This is a genomic window from Streptomyces sp. SPB162, from assembly GCF_029504575.1.
Taxonomy (GTDB): Bacteria; Actinomycetota; Actinomycetes; order Streptomycetales; family Streptomycetaceae; genus Actinacidiphila.
Genome location: NZ_JAQFII010000001.1, coordinates 2,576,486 through 2,598,663, shown reverse-complemented (window position 1 = coordinate 2,598,663; position 22,178 = coordinate 2,576,486). Strand labels below are relative to the sequence as shown.

The following is a 22,178-nucleotide window of genomic DNA, read 5'->3' as shown; positions in this document are numbered from 1 at the left end:
GTGGAATCCGGGTCCCGTAAGGGACGTTCTACGTCGCGTGGGTGATGTGCGGCGGGCCGGACGGCGGGACGCTGACGGTATGAAGCGTTTACAGCAGTGGGGAGTGGCCGGAGGCCTCGCACTGGCCGCGTTCGGCGGAGTGGTGGCGTGCGACCCGGCCGGTGAGATGACCGCCTCCGCGGTGTCCATCACCACGGACCAACTGGGCACCAGGGCGCTGAAGGACCACGGGATCGACGTCCGGTGGATGTCGTGCAGCGCCTCCGTCAACAGCGCCACGACGGCCTCCCGTACGCCGAGCCCGCGGCCGTCGGGGGGCACGGCCAAGGGAGTGGCGTCCGTGGACTGCCAGGGCGAGACCGCCGACCAGCAGAAGATCACCATCACCGGCCGCATCACCGAGCAGCTGGACGGCCGCTGTGTGCGCGGCCGGCTGACCGCCGAGGTCGGCAAGCGGACGGTCTTCGACGTGAGCGGACTGGGCGACTGCACGGCGACGTCGGGACCGGCCGGCAAAACCTCCGCCGCCTCCGCCAGAAGCTGAAGACAAAGCGCTCGTTCGCGTCCTCGATCATGGTTAATGTGGCGGAGTGACACAGCCTTCGTACCTCCGGTATCCGCATGTAAACGGTGAGTTGGTCGCTTTTGTCGCCGAGGACGACGTCTGGGTGGCGCCGCTCGACGGCGGGCGGGCCTGGCGCGTCAGTGCGGACAACATGCCGGTCGACCATCCCCGCATCTCGCCGGACGGAACGACGGTCGCCTGGACCTCCACCCGCGACGGCGCGCCCGAGGTGCACGTGGCGCCCCTGGACGGCGGCCCGTCGACGCGGCTGACGCACTGGGGCAGCGCCAAGACCTCGGTGCGCGGCTGGACGCCGCGAAGGGCGAGGTCGTCGCGATCAGCACCCAGGGGCAGCCCTCGCTGCGCCGCACGTGGGCGCGGGCGGTGCCGCTGGACGGCGGTCCCGCGCGCATCCTGCCGTTCGGGCCGGTCGGCGATGTGGCGTACGGCCCCGACGGCGCGGTGCTGCTGCTGTCGGCGACGATGGGCCGCGAGGCCGCGGCCTGGAAGCGCTACCGCGGCGGCACGGCGGGCAAGCTGTGGATCGACCTGACGGGCGGCGGCGACTTCGAGCGACTGCACGCGGACCTGGACGGCAACCTCGAATCCCCGCTGTGGGTCGGCGACCGCCTCGCGTTCCTCTCCGACCACGAAGGCACCGGCGCGCTCTACTCCAGCCTCCCGAATGGCTCGGACCTGCGCCGGCACACCCCCCTCGACGGTTTCTACGCCCGGCAGGCCGCCACCGACGGCACCCGCGTCGTCTACAGCTCCGCCGGTGAACTGCACCTCCTCGACGACCTGGAGTCGGCCGAGCCCCGCCCGGTCGCGGTCCGCCTCGGCGGCCAGCGCACCGACCTGCAGCCGCACCCGATCCGCGCCTCGCACCACCTCGGGGACGCCCGCCCGGACCACACGGGACGCGGCAGCGCCGTCGAGGTCCGCGGCACCACGCACTGGGTCACCCACCGCGGCGGCCCGGCGCGCGCGCTCGCCGCGCAGCCGGGGGTCAGGACGCGGCTGCCGCGCACCTTCGGCGGCGAGGGCGACCAGCAGGTCGTCTGGGTCACCGACGCCGAGGGCGAGGACGCCCTCGAACTCTCCCCGGCGGCCGGCCTCGCACCCGGTGCCGTGCCGCGCCGGCTGGCGGCCGGCCGGCTCGGCCGCGTCCTGGAGATCGAGGTGTCGCCCGACGGGCACCGGATCGCCGTCGCCTCGCACGACGGCCGGGTGCTCCTCGTGGAGACGCAGACCGGCGAGGTCCGCGAGGTCGCGACCAGTGACGCGGGCGACGTGACCGGTCTGGCGTTCTCGCCGGACTCGGCCTGGCTCGCCTGGTCGCACCCCGGCCCCGACCCACTGCGCCAGCTGAAGATCGCCGCGACCTCGGACCTGTCGGTCGCCGACGCGACCCCGCTGCGCTTCAACGACTACGCGCCCGCGTTCACCCCGGACGGAAAGCACCTCGCCTTCCTGTCCGAGCGGGCCTTCGACCCGGTCTACGACGCCCACGTCTTCGACCTGTCCTTCCCCAACGCCTGCCGCCCGCACCTGATCACCCTGGCCGCCACCACCCCGTCGCCCTTCGGGCCGCAGCGGCACGGCCGCCCGGTCGAGGAGCCGGACGAGGAGACCAAGGACGACCGGTCCGACGGCGAGGGGGACAGCGCGGGCCAGGACGGCCGGCAGGCCGACGGCGAGGACCGCCCCCGCGTCCCGGCCACCCGCGTCGACTTCGAGGGGATCGCCGACCGCATCGTCGCGTTCCCCGTCGAAGCCGGCCGCTACACCTCGCTGACCGCCGCCAAGAACGGCCTGCTGTGGCTGCGCCACCCGCTGCTCGGCACCCTCGGCACAGCCCTCGCCACGCCCGAGGCGCAGCCGCCCGGCAGCGTCCTGGAGCGCTACGACCTCAAGCAGCTGCGCGTCGAGGAACTCGCGGACGACGCGGAGGACTTCGCGGTCACCGGCGACGGCACCAAGGTGCTGCTGGCCGCGAACGGCCGGCTGCGCGTCGTCCCCGCCGACAGCAAGTCGTCGGACGACGACGACTCGGACGCGAGCATCACCGTCGACCTGTCGCGGATCCGGGTGACCGTCCGGCCGCAGGACGAGTGGCGGCAGATGTACGCCGAGGCGCACCGGTTGATGCGGGACAACTTCTGGCGCGCCGACATGAGCGGCATCGACTGGAACGCGGTCGCCGAGCGCTACCGGCCCGTCCTGGAGCGCGCCGCCACCCATGACGACCTCATGGACCTGCTGTGGGAGGTCCAGGGGGAGCTCGGCACCTCGCACGCCTACGTCACCCCGCCCGGCGCCCACCGGGACGCGCTGACCCGCCAGGGCCTGCTCGGCGCCGACATCGCCCGCGCGGAGGACGGCCGCTGGCAGATCGTCCGCGTGCTGCCCGGCGAGTCCTCCGACCCGCAGGCGCGCTCCCCGCTGGCCGCACCCGGGGTCGCCGTGCGCACCGGTGACAGCCTGCTGGCGGTCGACGGCCACCCCGTCGACCCGGTCGCCGGGCCCGGCCCGCTGCTGACCGGTACGGCGGGCAAGCCCGTCGAGCTGACGGTCGCCCCGGCGGACGGCGGCTTGGCGCGCCATGTCGTCGTCGTGCCGCTCGCCGACGAGGAGCCGTTGCGGTACCACGACTGGGTCGCGGGCCGCAGGGCCCATGTCCACGAGCGTTCCGGCGGCCGGCTCGGCTACCTGCACGTGCCGGACATGGTCGGCTTCGGCTGGGCGCAGCTCCACCGCGACCTGCGGGTCGAGGTCGCCCGCGAGGGCCTGGTCGTGGACGTCCGGGAGAACCGCGGCGGGCACACGTCGCAGCTCGTCATCGAGAAGCTGGCCCGCCGCATCGTCGGCTGGGACCTGCCGCGCGGGCTGCGCCCGCAGAGCTACCCGCTGGACGCGCCCCGCGGACCGGTCGTCGCCGTCGCCAACGAGTTCTCCGGTTCGGACGGCGACATCGTCAACGCCGCCATCAAGGCCCTGAACATCGGCCCGGTCGTCGGCACCCGCACCTGGGGCGGTGTGGTCGGCATCGACAGCCGGTACGACCTGGTGGACGGCACGGCCGTCACCCAGCCCAAGTACGCGTTCTGGTTCGAGGGATACGGCTGGGACGTCGAGAACCACGGCGTCGACCCGGACGTCGAGGTGCTGCAGCGCCCGCAGGACTGGGCCGCGGACGTCGATCCGCAGCTCGACACCGCCATCGACCTGGCGCTGGCGTCCCTCGCGGAGCACCCGGCGAAGACACCGCCGCCGCTGCCGTAACGGCGCCGGGAGGCGCCCGGCCGATACGATGCGCCCTGCGACCACCGACCCAGTCAGCGACCCTTGTCAGCGACTCTTGTCAGAGACGCACCTTCCGAGACCGAAGAGGGAGAACCACCCGTGGCGGGAGAACCCCAGGCGGACTGCCTGTTCTGCAAGATTGTGGCCGGGGACATCCCGGCGACGATCGTCCGCGAGACCGACACGACGGTGGCGTTCCGCGACATCAATCCGCAGGCGCCCACGCATGTGCTGGTGATCCCCAAGGTGCACTACGCGGACGCCGCCGCGCTCGCGCTCGGCGATCCGCAGGCCGCCGTCGACGTGCTGCGCGAGGCGGGCGAGGTGGCGCAGGCGGAGAAGACCGTCGACCGCGGCTACCGCGTCGTCTTCAACACCGGCGCGGGCGCCGGCCAGACCGTCTTCCACGCGCACGCCCACGTTCTCGGCGGGCGCGGTCTCGAGTGGCCCCCCGGGTAACGGCGTTGTCCATCCGCGAGTTCGTGGTGCTCGGCACCGCCAGCCAGGTCCCGACCCGGCTCCGCAACCACAACGGCTACCTGCTGCGCTGGGATGACGAGGGCATCCTCTTCGATCCCGGAGAGGGCAGCCAGCGCCAGATGCTGCTGGCGGGCGTCGCCGCGCACGACCTGACCCGGATCTGCGTCACGCACTTCCACGGCGACCACTCGCTGGGCCTGGCCGGGGTGATCCAGCGGATCAACCTCGACCGGGTCCCGCACCCGATCGTGGCCCACTACCCCGCGAGCGGGCAGCACTTCTTCGAGCGGCTGCGCTACTCGACGGCGTACCGCGAGACGGCCGTCATCACCGAGGAGCCGGTCGCCGCGGACGGCGTGTTGGCCGCCACCGGCGCTTTCACCCTCTCCGCGGCCAAGCTCTCGCACCCCGTCGAGAGCTACGGCTACCGCCTCGTCGAACCCGACGGCCGCCGGCTGCTCCCGGCGCGCCTCGCCGCCCACGGCATCACCGGCCCGGACGTGGGCCGGCTGCAGCGGGACGGCGTGCTCGACGGAGTGACGCTCGACGAGGTGAGCGAGGTCCGCCGCGGCCAGAGCTTCGCCTTCATCATGGACACTCGCCTGTGCGACGGCGTCCAGGTCCTCGCCGAGGGCTGCGACCTGCTGGTCATCGAGTCCACCTTCCTCGACGAGGACGAACATCTCGCCCGCGACCACGGCCACCTCACGGCGGGCCAGGCCGGCCGGGTGGCCGCCGAGGCGGGCGTCCGCCACCTCGTTCTCACCCACTTCTCCCAGCGCTACACCGACCCCGCCCTCTTCGGGCGGCAGGCCCGCGAGGCCGGTTTCGAGGGCGAACTGACGGTGGCGGAGGACCTCATGCGCATCCGGGTCCCCAAGCGCCGCTGAGTCCTGACGGCGCCGGATCCATGACGCCGGGTTCATGACGCCTGATTCATGACGCGGGTCAGAAGGTGTACGGGCCGAAGCGACCCCGGGCGATCACGACGCTGAGGACCGGCAGGACGACCGACGGGAGGAGCTCGTTCACCGCGTCCTTCTTGCGGAGGTGGTAGCTCACGGCGCCCGCCATCGGCACCGCGAGGCCGGTGGCGGCGATCGGGGTGAGAGGCCACCCGGACGGTCGCCCCACGCGCCTGGCGGCGCCATCTGGCGCTGCTGGACGGCTTCCGCGCGGAGCGCGCCCATCCGCTGCCCGAGCCCGCCATGACGCCCACGCAGGTCGGCGTCGCCATGGCCGCCCGCCCCGGCAGCAGCTCCCGCCCCGGCTCGCCACCGCCGCCCCGATAGCCGGAGTGTGTCGCCCGCACCGCGCTGACCTGTACCGTTGAACGGCCCCCCGCTGCCGTACCGACTGTGAAGTGATCCTCCCGTGCCCAACCACAAGGCCATCCCCAAGGCTGAACTGCACCTCCACATCGAAGGCACCCTGGAGCCGGAACTGGCCTTCGCGCTCGCCGCGCGCGGCGGGGTCACGCTGCCGTACGCCGACGCCGACGAGCTCCGCCGCGCCTACTCCTTCACGGACCTGCAGTCCTTTCTGGACCTGTACTACGCGCTGATGGCCGTGTTGCGCACCGAGGACGACTTCGCCGACCTCGCCGACGCCTATCTCGCGCGCGCCGCCGAGCAGGGCGTACGGCACGCCGAGATCTTCTTCGACCCGCAGGCGCACACCGCGCGCGGCGTGGACATCGGCACCGTCATCGAGGGCCTGTCCCGCGCGCTGGACGCCGGCCGGGAGCGGCACGGCATCAGCACCCAGCTGATCATGTGCTTCCTGCGCGACGAGTCCGCGCAGTCCGCGCTGGACACCTTCGAGGCCGCCAAGCCGTACCTGTCCCGGATCTCCGCCGTCGGCCTGGACTCCGCCGAGGTCGGCAACCCGCCGTCGAAGTTCCGCGAGGTCTACGAGCGGGCCGCCGCCGAGGGGCTTCGCCGCGTCGCCCACGCCGGCGAGGAGGGGCCGCCCGCGTACGTCTGGGAGGCCCTCGAGGTGCTGGGCGTCGAGCGCGTCGACCACGGTCTGCGCTCGCTGGAGGACCCGGAACTCGTCGCGCGCCTCGTCCGCGACCGCATCCCGCTGACGCTCTGCCCGCTCTCCAACGTGCGGCTGCGCTGCATCGACCGCATCGAGGACCACCCGCTGCGCGCGATGCTCGACGCCGGCCTGCTGGCGACCGTCAACTCCGACGACCCCGCGTACTTCGGCGGGTACGTGGGCGACAACTACGACGCGGTCCGCGCCGGGCTCGGTCTGGACGACGAGACGCTGCGCGAGCTGGCCCGCAACTCGTTCGAGGCGGCGTTCCTCGACGGGGACGAGGCCCTGCGGGCCGCGTACCTCGCCGAGGTCGACGCGTACGTCTTCGACTGACCGAAGACAGGTCTCGGCGGCTACGGCAGGAAGTACATCGGGTTGGGGAGCTTGAAGGTCTTGTCCCCGTAGCCGCCCTCGAGGTCGCTGTACTGGTCGCCGAAGTTGGCGACGATGTCGTAGCCCAGCGACTCGATGTGCTTGCGGGTGCCCGCCTTGTACTCGACCGTCGTGCACGTCGCGCCGCACGGCAGGTACGCCGGCGGGGTCGTCTTGTTCTTCAGGTAGAAGTGCGCGGCGTCGGCGACCGGCTTGTACCCGGCGACGGCGAGGTTGGCGGCGGACGGGGCACGCTGCGCCTCGGGGCGGCCGGTCAGGAAGAAGACCGTGACGCCGTGGTCCGAGGCCCAGTTGACGAGGTCCGGCATGCCGAAGACCGGCGCCATGTTCTTGGTGCGGATGTACGTGTCGTTGGTGGCGGGCGTGTAGTTGAAGCCCACCTCCAGCTCGTAGTTGTAGGTGAGCAGCGTCGTGTCGTCCACGTCGAGGACGATCGCGGGCTTGGCGCCGTTCCCGTTCCCGTGGCCGGCGTGCCGCAGGGTGTTCTTCAGGTAGTCCTTCGCCTTGTTCTCGATCCCCGCGACCTGCCGCGCGTAGCTGCTCTGCGGCGAGGCGTTGTGCTCACCGGCGGCGTCCACGGTGTCGCCGTAGTACGCCTTGATGTCGGTGACGACGTTGGTGAGGTTGGGGATCTGCCGGTCGCTGCGCGGGACCGAGTTGCCGGCCGAGGCGCCTCCGATCCCGTAGAGGGTGGCGCCGACCGCAAGGGTCGCGGCGGTGAGCGCCAGGGCTCGGGTCCGGGGCATGGCGGTGCTCCTACAGGTCATGTGCACGACGCGTGATCCCGTGAACCTAGACCCATGGTCATGGCTGGTCAAGGATGGTCTACGCGCGGGGATAGAACGGGAGTCGGACGGGAGTCGGACGGGATCGGGCGGGATCGGGCGGGCATTCGGGGGATGCGGCACGGTGCCTGTGAGGGACGGTCGGTCGGGCGTACGGTGAATCCATGACTCAGCAGGTACGCGGCGTCATCGCCCCCGGTAAGAACGAACCCGTCCGCGTCGAGATGATCCTGGTGCCGGATCCGGGGCCCGGCGAGGCCGTGGTCCAGGTGCGGGCCTGCGGGGTCTGCCACACCGACCTGCACTACAAGCAGGGCGGGATCAGCGACGAGTTCCCGTTCCTCCTCGGCCACGAGGCCTCCGGCGTCGTGGAGTCGGTCGGCAAGGGCGTGACGGAGGTCGCGCCGGGCGACTTCGTCATCCTCAACTGGCGTGCGGTGTGCGGTCAGTGCCGCGCCTGTCTGCGCGGCCGGCCCCAGTACTGCTTCGACACGCACAACGCGCGGCAGAAGATGACCCTGGTTGGGGGCACCTCCCGGACGAAGTTGGGGGGCGGCACCGAGCTGTCCCCGGCCCTCGGCATCGGCGCGTTCGCGGAGAAGACCCTGGTAGCGGCGGGGCAGTGTACGAAGGTGGATCCGGCCGTCGCCCCGGCGGTGGCCGGGCTGCTCGGCTGCGGCGTGATGGCGGGGATCGGCGCCGCGATCAACACCGGCGGGGTCGGACGGGGCGACTCCGTCGCCGTCATCGGCTGCGGCGGCGTCGGTGACGCGGCCATCGCCGGGTCCCGACTCGCGGGCGCGGGCCGGATCATCGCCGTCGACATCGACGACCGGAAGCTGGAGACGGCGCGCCGGATGGGCGCCACCCACACCGTCAACTCCCGGTCCACCGACCCCGTCGAGGCGATCCGGGAGCTGACCGGCGGCTTCGGCGCGGACGTCGTCATCGACGCGGTCGGCCACCCCGAGACGTACAAGCAGGCGTTCTACGCGCGGGACCTGGCGGGCACCGTCGTGCTCGTCGGCGTGCCCACCCCCGAGATGACGCTGGAGCTGCCGCTGCTGGACGTCTTCGGGCGCGGCGGCGCGCTCAAGTCGTCCTGGTACGGGGACTGCCTGCCGTCCCGGGACTTCCCGATGCTGATCGACCTGCATCTGCAGGGCCGGCTGGACCTGGGTGCCTTCGTGACGGAGACGATCGGGCTCGACGACATCGAGAAGGCGTTCGCGCGGATGCACGAGGGCGACGTGCTGCGCTCGGTGGTGGAGTTCTGAGCGCAGCACGGACGCGGGCCGTTCACCGAGTCGGAGCGGCGTCCAGGATGCGACCGGCCACGGCCGCCGAGTCCACCAGCGGATGCAGCGCCAGCGCCCGCAGGGCCGCCGCCCGGGAGCCCGAGGCGGCGGCCTCGATCGCCGACCGCTCGACGGCCTTGAGGGTCAGCATCAGCCCGGCCTGGTGCTCGGTCGGCGCCGCCACCGGCAGCGGCCGGGCACCGAAGGCGCCCACCTCACAGGGCACTTCGATGATCGCCTCCGGGTCGAGCGCGGCGACGGTCGTCCCGTTCGGCACGTTCAGGATCAGCGTGGTCCGCTCGTCGCGCGCGATGGCCCGCATCAGCGCCAGCGCGACCCGGTCGTAGCCGCCGCCGTCGAGGTCGTGGGGGTCGCGCTGCCAGCCGCCGGTGGCGGCGCGGTTCTCCGCCATGTACGTCTCCTCGCGCTCCAGCCGCGTCCGGTCCCACAGGGTGTACGCCTCATCGGGCCGTCCGGCCGCCGACGCGAAGAACGCGCCCTGCTGGCGGTCCAGGAACTCCCCGCGCGTCGCCTCGGCGGACCGCACCGCCGCCAGCGCCTCCCGCTCGAAGTAGTAGTAGTGCAGGTACTCGTTGGGCAGCGACCCCAGGGCGGCCAGCCACGGCGCCCCGAAGAGCTTGCCCTCCTCGAACGAGTCCAGCGCCACGGGGTCGGCGAGCAGGCCCGGCAGCAGGTCGGGGCCGCCGTCCGACATCCCGCGCAGCCATCCCAGGTGGTTGAGGCCCACGTAGTCGTAGCGGAACGCGGGGGAGTCCGGGTCGGCGCCCGCGGCGCGCGCGGCGCGGCGTACGAGCCCGACCGGCGAGTCGCAGATGCCGATCACCCGCTCGCCGAGCACCCGCGCCATCGCCTCGGTCACCATCCCGGCCGGGTTGGTGAAGTTGATGACCCAGGCGTCGGGCGCCAGCGCCTTCACCCGTTCCGCGATGGCGACCGCGACCGGCAGCGTCCGCAGCCCGTACAGCACCCCGCCCGCGCCGACGGTCTCCTGCCCGAGCACGCCCTCCGCGAGCGGCACCCGCTCGTCGCGCACCCGGCCCGCCGTGCCGCCGACCCGGATCGCGGAGAAGACGAAGTCGGCGCCGCGCAGCGCGTCGTCCAGGTCATGGGCGATCCGTACCGCCGGCGCGCCGGGCACGCCGACCGCCTGGGCGGCCAGCACGGACGCGACGACCCGCAGCCGTACCGGATCCGTGTCGTGCAGCACCAGCTCGTGGCAGGCGCAGGGGGCGCCCGCCTCCGCGAGCAGCGCCCGGTACACCAACGGCACGCGGAAACCGCCGCCACCGAGAATCACGAGTCTCATGCGTCTGTGACCTCCACTGTCAGTCTCATCGTGCACAGTGTTGTTCATGGACGACCACCCCGTGTTCGACCCGCTGGCCGCGATCCGCTCTCCCACGGACGCGCTGCCCGACGTGTACCTGACCGGGACCGTCTTCCTGGACATCATCTTCACCGGCCTGGACAGCGCGCCGGTGCGCGGCACGGAGTCGTGGGCGCGTGGCATGGGGTCCAGCCCCGGCGGCATCGCCAACATGGCCACCGCCCTGGCCCGGCTCGGCCTGCGCACCCAGCTGGCGGCGGCCTTCGGCGACGACATGTACGGCGACTACTGCTGGGACAGCCTGGAGGCGGGGGAGGGCATCGACCTCGGCCTGTCCCGCCGGATCCCCGGCTGGCACTCGCCGGTCACGGTCTCCATGGCCTACGAGGGCGAGCGGACGATGGTCTCGCACGGCCACGAGGCGCCGCCGCCCGAGGAGCCCGCCCCCGAGTGCCCGCCTGCGGCCCGCGCCTGCGTGGCCTCGCTCGTGCCGGGCGGCCCCGGCCAGGAGTGGATCGGGCACGCGGCCCGGCACGGCAGCCGGATCTTCGCCGACGTGGGCTGGGACGATTCGGGGCGCTGGGACCCCGCGGACCTCGCGGACCTGGAGCACTGCGCGGCCTTCCTCCCGAACGCCGCCGAGGCCATGCACTACACCCGCACCGAGTGCCCGCGGGCCGCCGCCCGCAAGCTGGCCGAGCTGGTGCCGCTGGCCGTCGTCACGCTCGGCGCCGAGGGCGCCTACGCCGTGGACTCGGCGACCGGCGAGACGGCCGAGGTCCCGGCCCTGCTGATCGAGGCGCTCGACCCGACGGGCGCGGGCGATGTCTTCGTCGCCGCCTTCGTCACGGGCTCGCTGGCCAACTGGCCGCTGACCGACCGGCTCGCGTTCGCCTGCCTCTCGGCGGCGCTGTCCGTCCAGGAGTTCGGCGGCTCGCTGTCGGCCCCCGGCTGGATCGAGATCGCCGCCTGGTGGCAGCACGCCAAGACCTTCGATGACCAGGACCGGGACGCGCTGCGCCGGTACGCCTTCCTCGACGCCCTGCTGCCGTCCGGCACCCGCCCGGGACCGCTGCCCCGGGCGGTACCGACCATCGGCTTCCGCCGCCGCCCGGCGGGACCGGCGGGGAAGGGCAGACGCTGAGCCCGGGCGGTGGGGCCACGGAACGGCCCGCGGAACGGATCACGGAACGGATCACGGAGCGGAGCACCGAACGGCCCGCGGAGCGGAGCACGGAACGGCTCGCGGAGCGGAGCACCGAACGGCCCGCGGAACGGATCACGGAACGGCCCGCGAAACGGAGCACCGAACGGCCCGCCGAACCGGAGCACCGAACGGCCCGCGGAACCGGCCGCGAAACCCCGGCGTAAAACCCCTCGGGCCGGAAGGGTCGCCGACGTACCCTTGGTACTCCAAGGCCCTCACCGGGCACGTCGTCATCAGAAGGTGGGTTTCCCAGGCTCCGAGCCGGCCCATGACTCAGACACCGACACAGCACCAGCCGCAGGCACGCGCCCACTTCGTCGTTCCGGCCAAGCACCCCATGGTGACGGTCCTGGGATCAGGAGACGCCCTTCTCCGCGTGATCGAGACGGCCTTCCCGGCCGTCGACATCCACGTACGGGGCAACGAGATCAGCGCGGCCGGGAAACCCAAGGACGTCGCCCTCATCCAGCGACTCTTCGACGAGATGTTGCTGGTGCTCCGCACCGGCCAGCCGATGACGGAAGACGGAGTGGAGAGGTCCATCGCGATGCTGCGCACCAACGGCAACGCGGCCGACCCGGAGGGGGAGACCCCGGCACAGGTGCTCACGCAGAGCATCCTGTCCAACCGCGGCCGCACCATCCGCCCCATGACGCTCAACCAGAAGCGTTACGTCGACGCCATCGACAAGAACACCATCGTGTTCGGCATCGGCCCCGCGGGCACCGGCAAGACCTACCTGGCCATGGCCAAGGCCATCCAGGCCCTGCAGGCCAAGCAGGTCAGCCGGATCATCCTCACCCGTCCGGCCGTCGAGGCCGGGGAGCGGCTCGGCTTCCTGCCCGGCACGCTCTTCGAGAAGATCGACCCGTACCTGCGCCCGTTGGTCGACGCGCTGCACGACATGATCGACCCCGACACCATCCCGCGCCTGATGGCCGCCGGGACGATCGAGGTCGCCCCGCTGGCGTACATGCGCGGTCGCACCCTGAACGACGCGTTCATCATTCTCGACGAGGCGCAGAACACCAGCGCCGAGCAGATGAAGATGTTCCTGACCCGGCTCGGCTTCGAGTCCAAGATGGTCATCACGGGCGACGTCACCCAGGTCGACCTGCCGAACGGCACGAAGAGCGGTCTGCGGCAGGTACAGGACATCCTGGAAGGTGTCGAGGACGTCCACTTCTCGCGCCTGACGAGCACCGACGTCGTGCGTCATAAGCTGGTGGGGCGCATCGTGGATGCGTACGAGCGTTTCGACGACGGGAACGCCGGCCAGCAGGTCGGGCGAAGCACCGCAAACGGCGGAAAAGCCCGTACCTCCTAACCGAGAGTAGCCGCACCGCACCATGGCGATCGACGTCAACAACGAGTCAGGCTGGGAGATCGACGAGCAGGCGGTCCTCGAGATCGCCCGCTACGCCCTCCAGCGCATGCGGATCCACCCGCTCGCCGAACTGTCGGTGATCGTGGTGGACGCGGCCGCCATGGAGCAGCTGCACATCCAGTGGATGGACCTCCCCGGTCCCACCGACGTCATGTCCTTCCCGATGGACGAGCTGCGCCCCGGCAAGGACGACGAGGAGCCGCCGCAGGGCCTCCTCGGCGACATCGTGCTGTGCCCCGAGGTGGCGAAGAAGCAGGGCGAGGAAGCGGAGACGCAGCACTCCATGGACGAGGAGCTCCAGCTCCTCACCGTCCACGGGGTGCTGCACCTGCTCGGTTACGACCACGAGGAAGCCGACCAGAAGGCCGAGATGTTCGGCCTCCAGAAGGCCATCCTGGACGGCTGGCGCGCCGAGCGCGGCATCGAGGGCCCCTCCCCGGCCCCGACCACCACCCACTGACGGCGATGGTCCTCTCCGCCGTACTGCTCGTCGTCGTCGCCTGGCTCGCCGCCTGCGCCGAAGCCGGTATCGCCCGCACCTCGCGCTTCCGCGCCGAGGAGTCCGTCCGTACCGGCCGGCGCGGCGCCGACAAGCTCATGGCCGTCGCCTCCGACCCCACCCGCTACCTCAACGTGGCCCTGCTCGTCCGGGTCGGGTGCGAGATGGCGGCGGCGGTCCTGGTGACGGTGGTCTGTGACCGGCACTTCGACCGGACGTGGCAGGTCCTCGGTGTCGCCATCGGCATCATGGTGCTCGTCAGCTACGTCGCGGTCGGCGTCTCCCCGCGCACCATCGGCCGCCAGCACCCGCTCAACACGGCGACGGCGGCCTCGTACGTCCTGCTGCCGCTGGCCCGCATCATGGGGCCCGTCCCGGGCCTGCTGATCCTCCTCGGCAACGCCCTCACCCCCGGCAAGGGCTTCAAGCGCGGCCCGTTCGCGAGTGAGGCCGAACTGCGCGCGATGGTCGACCTCGCCGAGTCCGAGTCCCTCATCGAGGACGACGAGCGCCGCATGGTGCACTCCGTCTTCGAACTCGGCGACACCATCGTCCGCGAGGTGATGGTGCCCCGCACCGACCTGGTGATGATCGAGCGCTTCAAGACCATCCGCCAGGCCATGACCCTCGCTCTGCGCAGCGGCTTCTCCCGCATCCCGGTCACCGGCGAGAGCGAGGACGACATCGTCGGCATGGTCTACCTCAAGGACCTCGCCCGCCGGGTGCACATCAACCGCGACGCCGAGAACGACCTCGTCTCGTCCGTCATGCGGCCCGCCACCTTCGTCCCGGACACCAAGAACGCGGGCGACCTGCTGCGCGAGATGCAGCAGGAGCGCAACCACGTCGCCGTCGCCATCGACGAGTACGGCGGCACGGCCGGCATCGTCACCATCGAGGACATCCTCGAGGAGATCGTCGGCGAGATCACCGACGAGTACGACCGCGAGGTCCCGCCCGTCGAAGACCTCGGCGGCGGCTCCTTCCGCGTCACCGCCCGCCTGGACATCGGCGACCTCGGCGACCTCTACGGCTGCGAACTGGACGACGACGACGTCGAGACCGTCGGCGGCCTCCTCGCCAAGTCCCTCGGCCGCGTCCCGATCCCCGGCGCCTCCGCCTTCGTAGAGCTCCCCCAGGACGGCGCCTACACCCCCGACCAGCCCACCGCGCTGCGCCTCACCGCCGAAACCCAGGCCGGCCGCCGCAACCGCATCGGCACGGTCCTGGTCGAGCCGATCGGCGCGACCGCGGGTGAGCCGGGCGGGGCGTCGGCGGTGGTGGGCGGGGGCGAGTAGCGGCGACGCGCGCGGGCTGGCGGCGAGTAGGGCGGGCGGCGCGGGCGGCGCGGGCGGCGCGGGCTGGTCGCGTGCTGGTGGATCAGCCGCGCTGAGCGGCGGCGAAGGCGACGAACGCGGCCCAGGAGGCGGCGGGAACGGCGAGAGCCGGGCCGTCCGGGTCCTTGGAGTCGCGGATGTGCACGGTAGTGGGGTGGACGGCCACCTCGACGCAGTCGCCGCCGCTGCTGCCGGAGTGAGTGGACTTGCGCCAGTCGTAGGCGATTTCTACGCAGTCGCCGCCGCTGCCACCGCTGTGACTGGACTTGAACCAGACCAGGTTCTTCATAGTTCTCCCGCCAACTGCTTGATCAAGGCTGCGGATTCCTCGATCCCGAGAGCCTGCGTCCGGATCATCGCATAACGCTGCGAGTAACGGGCGACCTCGTCCGGGTCGGCGATCAGAAGACTTCGCTCCTGCATCTCCAGGTACGCCAGATGTTTGTGCTCGGGGGTTTCAATGAGCTTCACAGTTCCGTCCACGCCCGCATGCTCGCCACGATCGGACGGAATGACCTGCACGACCACGTTCCGGAGTGCCGCGCAGCGCAGGAGGTGGTCAAGCAACTCGTGCATGACCTCCCTGCTGCCGTACTGCCGCTGTAGGACGGCGGTCTCAATCACGAAACTGAACAGCGCCACCGGTTTCCGAGTGAACAGCGTCCTCCGCGCGAGTCGCGCTTCGACCAGTCGCTCAACCTCTTCGTCCTCCAGCGGCGGGAAGCGTGAACTGATCACGGCCCGCGCGTAGTCCTCCGTCTGCAGAAGCCCGTTCAGCATGTGCGTGCTGTAGGAGGAGACGCTCAGCGCGTCCGCCTCCAGCTTCGCGAAGTCCTTGAAGAACGCCGGGTAGCGGTCATTCGCCAGATGCTGAGTAGCGAGCGCCAGAAGGCCGCCCGCTTCGAGCGTCTCGTCGGCCGCCGCGATGAACTCGGGCGACGGGATCCGCTCGCACGTCTCGATGGCGCTGACGTACGAGTCGGAGACATGAACCAGCTCGCCCAACTGGGCTTGCGTGAGGCCGCGGGACTTGCGGAACGAACGCAGTAGTTCCGCGAAGTACCGCGCGGTCCCCGAAGATCCAGCGCTTTGACCCATCCCCGCCACCCCACAACCGTCAGCTCGATTCCACGTGTGTGCACGGGGGTCGGAGCCCAACCCCCACCCGGTTCCTGTCGAGGTCCCGGCCCTGTTCAGGCTAGCTACGCTTGCCGAGAGTGGAGGTATGAATACAGAAAGTAATCGTGCATGCATTTTTCACCCCTGGCTGCCCGTCTCCGGGTACCGGCTGCGCAAGGTCGGGGTCTTCTTCGACGCGATCCGCGTCGCGGAGGGGATCGGTGAGGAACTGGCGACGCGGCTCGAAGCGCTGACGAACGGCGAACCCGGGCCGGTGATCGGGGAGGCGTCGCGGGGCCGCTGGATGTACTTCCTGGTTGCGGTCGGGAGCTCGGCGGGACGCAGTTGGCCCCCAGGGGCTACGCGTCTGGGCTCGGGCGGCCGGGACGCCTACGTCGGCATCCCCGCCCTCGCCGGTGTCACCTGGCCTCTGAGCTGGCGCTGCGCGCCGCAGCCGCATCGTCGACTTGTCGATGCCGACCTCCTGCATGGCACGCTCTGCGCTCAACTCGGCTGGGAGCCGCGTCCGTTGCGGTGAGTTGGTGGCTCGGGTTCGAGCGGTGCGGAGGGGACCTTCTGCGGCGCTGCGCACCTTGACCGGGCGGAGGGGAGGCCCCGGCGCTGCGCGCCTGCCAGTGAGTCCGGTCCGCTGCGCGGCCCGGTGGCGCGGAGGGAGTCCGGTCCGCTGCGCTCCCCAGGTGGGGGTGGGGGTGGAGGTGGGTGGGGCCGCCAAAGGATCAGCGTGTGCGGCCGGAGGCGCACCATGCGGTGTTTTAGCCGTCCTTAGTGATCCACATCGCCCCAATTGGTGCCCCTCAAGCCCCAGGAGATAACTTCCATCACACTCGTCCCACCTTCGGGTGGAGAAGGGGGATCAAACGCCGGTCCCGCTTGCACGCACCCCCGCCCGCCCCGGCCGGGCGGGAGCGCAGCGAATCGCTTCGCTGCGTTGCCGCAGGCCCGGCCGCGCAGCGGATCGGTTTCCCTGCCGGGCGCGCAGCGCCTGGGCCCTCCCCTCCGCCCGGTCGAGGTGCGCAGCGCCGAAGAAGAAGCACTGCGGATGGGTTGAACGCCGGCCCCTCCGCGCCCCGGCCGGGCGGGAGCGCAGCGAATCGCTTCGCTGCGTTGCCGCAGGCCCGGCCGCGCAGCGGATCGGTTTCCCTGCCGGGCGCGCAGCGCCTGGGCCCTCCCCTCCGCCCGGTCGAGGTGCGCAGCGCCGAAGAAGAACCACTGCGGATGGGTTGAACGCCGGCCCCTCCGCGCCCCGGCCGGGCGGGAGCGCAGCGAATCGCTTCGCTGCGTTGCCGCAGGCCCGGCCGCGCAGCGGATCGGTTTCCCTGCCGGGCGCGCAGCGCCTGGGCCCTCCCCTCCGCCCGGTCGAGGTGCGCAGCGCCGAAGAAGAACCACTGCGGATGGGTTGAACGCCGGCCCCTCCGCGCCCCGGCCGGTCGGGCGCGCAGCGCCGGAGCCCCCCTCCCCGCCGGAGCCCTCCCCTCCCCGGGGGCCCTCCCCCCGCGGATGAACCACTGCGCACGGGTCGAGCGCCGGCCCCACCGCGCCCGACCGGCGCACCAGACGCCGGGGGCGTCACCGCGTCGTCACCTGCTCCCTGCCGACGCTCGCCGCAGGCCGACCGTCACCAGGGCCGCCACCACCAGCAGGATCGCGACGTCGGCCGCCACGGCGAGGTGGATGCCGTCGAGGAGGCGGGTGCGGCTGGAGGCCAGGGCGCTCAGGAGGGGGATGCCGACGGTGAGGCCGAGCTGCTGGGAGCTGGAGACCAGGCCGGTGGCCAGGCCCTGTTCGTGGTCGGGGAGGCCGGAGGTGGCGGTGATGCCGTAGGAGACGATCACCCACAGGTGGCCGACGCAGGCGACGGTGACGGCGACCAGGGCGATCCAGGTGCCGGACGGGCCGGTGCCGAGGAGGAGCAGCGCGGTGGTCAGCGCGGCCTGCAGGAGCAGGCCGCCGATCAGGACGGTGCGGGTGCCGAAGCGGCCGATCACGCGGGACGCCGTCATGCCGGTGAGCGCGGCGGCGACTCCCTGGACACCGAAGACCAGGCCGGTGCGGAACGCCGACAGGCCGCGGATCTCCTGGAGGTAGAGGGTCAGCAGGAACACGACGCTGCTCATCATCGCGAAGGTGGTGATGCCCGCGAGGTTGCCCCACGCCACGGTGCGGCGGCGCAGCATCTGCAGCGAGACCAGGGGTTCGGCGGCTCGGTACTCGACGGCGACGAAGCCGACGAGCAGCGCGATCCCGGCGGCGAGCGCCGCGATGACGTCGGCCCGTCCGAAGCCCTGCTGGGCGGCCGTGGTCAGGGCGTAGATCAGGGCCAGCAGGCCGCCGGTGACGGTGACCGCCCCGGGGACGTCGATGCGAGGGCGCCGGGGGTGCCGTGACTCGGTGAGCAGGCCGGGGGCCGCGGCCAGGACGATGACGCCGGCCACGGCGAGGATGCCCATGGTGGAGCGCCAGCCGAAGTTGTCGGTGAAGACGCCGCCCAGGACGACGCCGATGGTGAAGCCCAGCGACAGCAGTGTGCCGCTGATGCCGAGCGCGCGGTCGCGCTGCGGGCCCTCGGGGAACGTGGTGGTGAGCAGGGACATGCCGGTCGGCACGATGACGGCCGCGCCCAGGCCCTGGATGGCGCGGGCGGCCAGGAAGGAGGCCGGGTCCCAGGCCAGGGTCGCCAGGACCGAGGCGGCGGTGAAGACGGCCAGCCCGGTCAGGAAGAGCTTCCGTCGTCCGACCAGATCCGCGATCCGCCCGAAGAGCAGCAGGAAACCGCCGGACGGCAGGGCGAACGCGGTGACGGCCCACTGCAGGTTGGCCTGCGTCATGCCCAGGTCCTTGCCGAGCACCGGCAGGGAGACGTTCAGGATGGAGAAGTCCAGCGCGACCATGAACTGGGCCGCGCACAGCACGAACAGCACCAGTTTCGCGCGGATGGTGAGTCGGTCGGATCCCGGCACCGGGCCGGGGGTCGTACGCGGGGCCCCGGCTGTGGCCGGGGCTGTGGTGGAGGGGGTCTCGATCGCCATGTCCCAACCCTCGGGCCGTTCTCCACGGGCTGGGGAGCCCGTGCTTATGCTGGTGGCCGGACCACCAGCCAGGGGGAGCGGGAGTGGAGAACACGGCCGGACAGGTACCTTCCGCCAAGTCGTACCGCCGTCAGGAGTTGCGTGACTTCCTGATGGCCCGCCGGGCCCGGATCAGCCCCGCCGAGGCCGGACTGCCGGACGGCGGCGCCCGCCGCCGCACCCCGGGGCTGCGCCGCGAGGAGGTCGCGGTCCTCGCCGGGGTCGGGGTGTCCTGGTACCAGTGGCTGGAGCAGGGGCGCGAGATCACCGTCTCGCCGCAGGTGCTGGACGCGGTGGCGCGGGTGCTGAAGTTGAACGCCGCCGAGCGGCGGCACCTGTACGGGCTGGCCGGGCTGAACCCGCCGCTGCCGGAGGCCGTCGACACCGACTTCTGCGACGGCCTGCACCGGCTGATCGACGCCTGGATGCCGTTCCCCGCCCACGTGATGGACGCGTACTGGAACCTCGTCGCCTACAACGACGCGGCCGGGCTGACCTTCGGCTACTCGAAGGACGACACCAACTGCCTCATCTCCTTCTTCACCAGTCCGCTGTACCGCAGCCGCACCAACAACCGCGCGGAGCTGGCCGCGACCGTCGTGGCCCAGTACCGGGCGACGGCCTCCGAGCGCCCCGACGACGAGGGGTTCCGCGCGGTGGTCGAGGAACTGGCCACCGTCAGCCCGGAGTTCGCGGCGCTGTGGGCGCGCGGGGATGTCGAGGCCAGCGGGCAGACGCAGAAGGAGATCGTGCATCCGACGGTCGGGTCGCTGCACTTCGAGAGCACCCACCTGCGGATCCCGGCCCGCCCGGACCTGACCATCGTCCTGCACAACCCGCTCCCGGACACCGACACCGCGGCGAAGCTGGAGCGGCTGACGTCCCCGCAGGGGCGCCGGGACACCATGCGTCCGGTCGCGGGCTGATCCACGAGAACGCCGCCGGCGCGGGCGCCTTATGCTCGGCGGTATGAGCGATGCGACCCCGCTGGGGCCCGAGGACTTGAAGATCATCACCCTGGCGCGGTCCGCCCGTGCCCGCAACGGCGTGCCCGAGGGGGCGGCCGTGCGGGACGAGACCGGCCGTACGTACGTGGCCGGCACCGTCGCGCTGGACTCGCTGAAGCTCAGTGCGCTGCAGACCGCCGTGGCCATGGCGGTCGCCAGCGGGGCGCAGTCGCTGGAGGCGGCGGCTGTCGTCAGTGCCGCCGAGACCCCGGCCGAGGCCGACCGGGCCGCGGTCCGCGACCTCGGCGGGCCGGAGACGCCGGTGCACCTCGCGGGCCCGGACGGGACGCTGCGCGTCACCGTCCAGGCGGGCTAGTGGTTCGCGGCGTCCGGCGCGGTGCGTCGCACGGCGCAGGATCGTCCTCGTACCGGGCGTACTCGGGCGACTGCGACAACTGGGGGCACCCCCAGCGGTAGCTGGGGGAGCGGTGCCGTGCCGGGCGTCGCGAACCGGTGAACCTTCCGGCCAGAGCACTAGGGAGTGTCTTCACATAGGCCCCGTCGGCCAGACGAGGAGTTGAAGACACGACCTGGCAAGAGACGATCAGAGCGCGTCGGGTCCGCGCTCGCCGGTGCGGACCCGTACGGCGGTCTCGACGGGGACCGACCAGACCTTGCCGTCGCCGATCTTGCCGGTGCGGGCGGCGTTGACGACCGCCTCGATGACGGCCTCGGCGTCGGCGTCCTCCACCAGGACCTCGAGACGAACCTTCGGTACGAGGTCGACGATGTACTCGGCGCCCCGGTAGACCTCGGTGTGGCCGCGCTGGCGTCCGTAGCCGCTGGCCTCGGTGACGGTGAGGCCGTGGACGCCGAGCTCCAGGAGCGCCGTCTTCACCTCGTCCAGCTTGAACGGCTTGATGACGCCGGTGACCAGCTTCATTCGGCGGAGCTCCTGTTCTTGGCGTGGGCGAGGGCCTGGGCGAGAGCCGAGGCGTGCACGTGTGGCGCGCCCTGCGAGACGACGCCGTGATCGTATGCCGACTCCGCGTGCACGGTGAGGTCGAGGCCCGTCAGTTCGTCCTCCGCCGAAACTCGGAAGCCCATCAGCCGGTCGATGACCTTCGCGATCCCGTACGTGACGGTGAACGCGTACGCCCCGACGACCACCACCGCGACGGCCTGCTTGCCGAGCTGGCCGAGGCCCCCGCCGTAGAAGAGGCCCTCGGGGCCGGCGGTCATGGTGGCGGTCGCGAGGAAGCCGATGAGCAGGGTCCCGGTGATGCCGCCGATGAGGTGCACGCCGACCACGTCGAGGGAGTCGTCGTAGCCGAGCCGGAACTTCCAGCTGACGGCGAAGGAGCAGAGCACCCCGGCGGCCAGGCCGACCACCAGCGCCCCCATCAGGTCCACCGAGCCGCAGGCCGGGGTGATCGCGACCAGGCCGGCCACCGCGCCGGACGCGGCGCCCAGCGTCGTGGCGTGGCCGTCGCGGCGCTTCTCCACGACCAGCCAGCCGAGTAGGCCCGTGCACCCCGCGACCTGGGTGTTGAGGAACGCGGCGGCGGCGAGGCCGTTGGCGCCGAGCGCCGAGCCGGCGTTGAAGCCGAACCAGCCGAACCAGAGCAGCCCCGCGCCGAGCACCACCAACGGAAGGTTGTGCGGGCGCATGGCCTCCTTGCGGAAGCCGAGCCGCGGGCCGAGGACCAGTGCCAGGGCCAGTCCGGAAGCGCCGGAGCAGATCTCGACGACGGTGCCGCCCGCGAAGTCCAGAGCGCCCAGCTTCGACACGATCCATCCACCCGTGCCGAAGACCCAGTGGGCCACCGGGACGTATACGAGCAGCGTCCAGACGAGCACGAACGCCACCCAGGCGCCGAACTTCGCGCGGTCGGCGATGGCGCCGCTGATCAGTGCGGCGGTGACGACGGCGAAGGTCAGCTGGAACGTGGCGAACAGCAGCGTCGGGACATGGCCGGTGACGCTCGTCGGGCCGATGCCGTGCATGCCCAGATGGTCCAGGCCGCCGATCAGGCCGAGGCCGCCGGCGTCCGGACCGAAGGCGAGCGAGTAGCCCGCGACCAGCCAGACCACCGTCACCAGCGCGATCGACACGAAGCTCATCATGAGCATGTTGAGGACGCTCTTCGTGCGGACCATGCCGCCGTAGAAGAGCGCCAGGCCCGGCGTCATCAGCAGGACGAGCGCGGTGGCGGCGAGCAGCCAGGCGGTGTCTCCGGAGTCGATTCCGGCCGACAGGTACGGCACGAGGGTTCCCTTCCCGGGGCGGCGGGGGGTGGTGTGCGGCAGTGTGTGCACACGAGCCTCACTGTCGCCCGTTTCGAGAAGTGGGCAGACGTGTTTCCGCCGTGTTT

20 protein-coding genes and 1 pseudogene are annotated in these 22,178 nt (G+C 71.9%); 13 read left to right on the top strand and 8 right to left on the bottom strand.

Annotation, left to right across the window (positions count from 1 at the left end):
• Positions 1 to 79 precede the first annotated feature (79 nt).
• The 4 genes and pseudogenes from M2266_RS11975 (at position 80) to M2266_RS11960 (ending at position 5,241) form a co-directional block, all read left to right on the top strand.
• On the top strand, positions 80 to 544 hold the full coding sequence (locus M2266_RS11975; protein ID WP_277438189.1) for a hypothetical protein: 465 nt from the start codon (positions 80 to 82) through the stop codon (positions 542 to 544).
• 46 nt (positions 545 to 590) lie between these two features.
• Positions 591 to 3,850: pseudogene (locus M2266_RS11970) on the top strand (PDZ domain-containing protein).
• A gap of 120 nt (positions 3,851 to 3,970) precedes the next feature.
• A complete protein-coding gene (locus M2266_RS11965; protein ID WP_277438188.1) occupies positions 3,971 to 4,330 on the top strand; it encodes a histidine triad nucleotide-binding protein in 360 nt (119 codons plus the stop codon).
• Positions 4,331 to 4,335: 5 nt separating this feature from the next.
• Entirely contained in the window at positions 4,336 to 5,241 is a 906-nt protein-coding gene (locus tag M2266_RS11960) for a ribonuclease Z (RefSeq protein WP_277438187.1), read from the top strand.
• A 58-nt stretch (positions 5,242 to 5,299) separates the two neighbouring features.
• Here M2266_RS11960 and M2266_RS11955 read toward each other — a convergent pair whose 3' ends face one another.
• Positions 5,300 to 5,485 (bottom strand): DoxX family protein, encoded by a 186-nt coding sequence (locus M2266_RS11955; protein ID WP_277438186.1) that lies wholly within the window; start codon positions 5,483 to 5,485, stop codon positions 5,300 to 5,302.
• A 240-nt stretch (positions 5,486 to 5,725) separates the two neighbouring features.
• On the opposite strand from M2266_RS11955, the gene M2266_RS11950 reads away from it, so the two are divergent.
• Positions 5,726 to 6,730, top strand: coding sequence for an adenosine deaminase (locus M2266_RS11950; RefSeq protein ID WP_277438185.1), 1,005 nt, complete (start codon positions 5,726 to 5,728; stop codon positions 6,728 to 6,730).
• A 20-nt stretch (positions 6,731 to 6,750) separates the two neighbouring features.
• On the opposite strand, the gene M2266_RS11945 is transcribed toward M2266_RS11950, so the two are convergent.
• Entirely contained in the window at positions 6,751 to 7,536 is a 786-nt protein-coding gene (locus M2266_RS11945) for an HAD family acid phosphatase (RefSeq protein WP_277438184.1), read from the bottom strand.
• A 203-nt stretch (positions 7,537 to 7,739) separates the two neighbouring features.
• Here M2266_RS11945 and M2266_RS11940 point away from each other — a divergent pair, with 203 nt between their 5' ends.
• A complete protein-coding gene (locus M2266_RS11940; RefSeq protein ID WP_277438183.1) occupies positions 7,740 to 8,852 on the top strand; it encodes an S-(hydroxymethyl)mycothiol dehydrogenase in 1,113 nt (370 codons plus the stop codon).
• 22 nt (positions 8,853 to 8,874) lie between these two features.
• Here M2266_RS11940 and M2266_RS11935 read toward each other — a convergent pair whose 3' ends face one another.
• Complete coding sequence (locus M2266_RS11935; RefSeq protein WP_277438182.1) at positions 8,875 to 10,200, bottom strand: 6-phospho-beta-glucosidase; 1,326 nt, start codon at positions 10,198 to 10,200, stop codon at positions 8,875 to 8,877.
• 46 nt (positions 10,201 to 10,246) lie between these two features.
• Between M2266_RS11935 and M2266_RS11930 the strand changes: the two genes are divergently transcribed.
• The 4 genes from M2266_RS11930 (at position 10,247) to M2266_RS11915 (ending at position 14,612) form a co-directional block, all read left to right on the top strand.
• Positions 10,247 to 11,365: a PfkB family carbohydrate kinase gene (locus M2266_RS11930; protein ID WP_277438181.1), complete on the top strand. Its 1,119-nt coding sequence runs from the start codon at positions 10,247 to 10,249 to the stop codon at positions 11,363 to 11,365.
• Positions 11,366 to 11,696: 331 nt separating this feature from the next.
• Positions 11,697 to 12,755, top strand: a complete 1,059-nt coding sequence (locus M2266_RS11925; protein WP_277438180.1) for a PhoH family protein — start codon at positions 11,697 to 11,699, stop codon at positions 12,753 to 12,755.
• Positions 12,756 to 12,777: 22 nt separating this feature from the next.
• Positions 12,778 to 13,275, top strand: a complete 498-nt coding sequence (gene ybeY / locus M2266_RS11920) for an rRNA maturation RNase YbeY (RefSeq protein WP_277438179.1) — start codon at positions 12,778 to 12,780, stop codon at positions 13,273 to 13,275.
• 5 nt (positions 13,276 to 13,280) lie between these two features.
• Positions 13,281 to 14,612, top strand: a complete 1,332-nt coding sequence (locus M2266_RS11915; RefSeq protein ID WP_277438178.1) for a hemolysin family protein — start codon at positions 13,281 to 13,283, stop codon at positions 14,610 to 14,612.
• Between the two features lie 82 nt (positions 14,613 to 14,694).
• Here the strand turns inward: M2266_RS11915 and M2266_RS11910 are convergent, their stop codons facing one another.
• On the bottom strand, positions 14,695 to 14,940 hold the full coding sequence (locus M2266_RS11910; protein ID WP_277438177.1) for a DUF397 domain-containing protein: 246 nt from the start codon (positions 14,938 to 14,940) through the stop codon (positions 14,695 to 14,697).
• Complete coding sequence (locus M2266_RS11905; RefSeq protein WP_277441167.1) at positions 14,937 to 15,749, bottom strand: helix-turn-helix transcriptional regulator; 813 nt, start codon at positions 15,747 to 15,749, stop codon at positions 14,937 to 14,939. Before M2266_RS11905 ends, M2266_RS11910 begins: the two co-directional genes overlap by 4 nt.
• A 127-nt stretch (positions 15,750 to 15,876) precedes the next feature.
• Between M2266_RS11905 and M2266_RS11900 the strand changes: the two genes are divergently transcribed.
• Positions 15,877 to 16,308 carry a hypothetical protein gene (locus M2266_RS11900; protein ID WP_277438176.1) on the top strand — a complete coding sequence of 144 codons (432 nt, stop codon included), beginning with the start codon at positions 15,877 to 15,879 and terminating at the stop codon, positions 16,306 to 16,308.
• A 1,060-nt stretch (positions 16,309 to 17,368) separates the two neighbouring features.
• Here M2266_RS11900 and M2266_RS11895 read toward each other — a convergent pair.
• Positions 17,369 to 18,817: an MFS transporter gene (locus M2266_RS11895; protein WP_277438175.1), complete on the bottom strand. Its 1,449-nt coding sequence runs from the start codon at positions 18,815 to 18,817 to the stop codon at positions 17,369 to 17,371.
• A gap of 152 nt (positions 18,818 to 18,969) precedes the next feature.
• On the opposite strand from M2266_RS11895, the gene M2266_RS11890 reads away from it, so the two are divergent.
• Both M2266_RS11890 and M2266_RS11885 read left to right on the top strand, forming a co-directional pair.
• Positions 18,970 to 19,782, top strand: coding sequence for a helix-turn-helix transcriptional regulator (locus tag M2266_RS11890; protein ID WP_277441166.1), 813 nt, complete (start codon positions 18,970 to 18,972; stop codon positions 19,780 to 19,782).
• 43 nt (positions 19,783 to 19,825) lie between these two features.
• Positions 19,826 to 20,179, top strand: coding sequence for a cytidine deaminase (locus M2266_RS11885; protein ID WP_277438174.1), 354 nt, complete (start codon positions 19,826 to 19,828; stop codon positions 20,177 to 20,179).
• A 228-nt stretch (positions 20,180 to 20,407) separates the two neighbouring features.
• On the opposite strand, the gene M2266_RS11880 is transcribed toward M2266_RS11885, so the two are convergent.
• The gene (locus M2266_RS11880; protein WP_277438173.1) at positions 20,408 to 20,746 is read right to left on the bottom strand and encodes a P-II family nitrogen regulator; all 339 of its coding nucleotides are present in this window, start codon (positions 20,744 to 20,746) and stop codon (positions 20,408 to 20,410) included.
• Positions 20,743 to 22,071 (bottom strand): ammonium transporter, encoded by a 1,329-nt coding sequence (locus tag M2266_RS11875; RefSeq protein ID WP_277441165.1) that lies wholly within the window; start codon positions 22,069 to 22,071, stop codon positions 20,743 to 20,745. The genes M2266_RS11880 and M2266_RS11875 overlap by 4 nt, the downstream gene beginning before the upstream one ends.
• Positions 22,072 to 22,178 lie beyond the last annotated feature (107 nt).